The following is a 668-nucleotide window of genomic DNA, read 5'->3' as shown; positions in this document are numbered from 1 at the left end:
GACCACTAAAGTGTCGCGGGATGGAGCAGCCCGGTAGCTCGTCAGGCTCATAACCTGAAGGTCGTAGGTTCAAATCCTACTCCCGCAACCAAAATTCCATAATAATTTCAAATACTTGAAATCGGCTTCGGCCGATTCAGTTTTTGATGTCGCGTTTTACATCAACGCCACATCAACGTTTGACGAGTCCGCCAGATGGAACGGCTGGAATCAGGGTGGGAAACCGACGCCATGGCGGCGAAATCAGGCCAGTTGGTTGAAAGTTCGTATTTGTCCAAGGGATAGGTGACACGAGAGCCCTTGCTGCATCGCAGTAGGGTTGCCACTTCCGGCCTCGGAGAAGATGCCTGTCGGCTCTGAAGCCGGCGAAGGCACAGAAGCTTGGTGCTGCAGGCGACGATATGTTGTGTTGCGGTTCAAGAGATGCATTTCATGGCATTGGCTTGACCAGTAGGACGACACAGACTCAATGGAGAAGAATAGCGCCATGATTTCGTTGGAACCTGTAGTATTCCGGGGCACCACCGTGTCTTTAAAACGCGAAAGCGGGCTGCTGCTTGCCATTCTGCTCGCAAGTTGTTGATTTCCGCTGAGAAGTGACCCGGTAAGCCAGATAATTTTCACTGAGAATTGACCCATGTGAGCACATTGCCCCGACGTTTTCGTTT

1 protein-coding gene and 1 tRNA gene are annotated in these 668 nt (G+C 51.5%); one reads left to right on the top strand and one right to left on the bottom strand.

From position 1 onward, the window contains the following. Positions 1-14 precede the first annotated feature (14 nt). Positions 15-91, top strand: a tRNA-Met gene (locus ACR0ID_RS20460). A gap of 152 nt (positions 92-243) precedes the next feature. Here ACR0ID_RS20460 and ACR0ID_RS20455 read toward each other — a convergent pair. Further along, positions 244-668, bottom strand: a 425-nt coding sequence (locus ACR0ID_RS20455; RefSeq protein WP_480608444.1) for a hypothetical protein, incomplete at its 5' end; no start/stop codon positions are given.

This window comes from Ruegeria sp. AL2, from assembly GCF_056540845.1.
The sequence above is the reverse complement of the archived record's forward strand: the minus strand, read 5'-3'. Positions and strand labels throughout refer to the sequence as shown.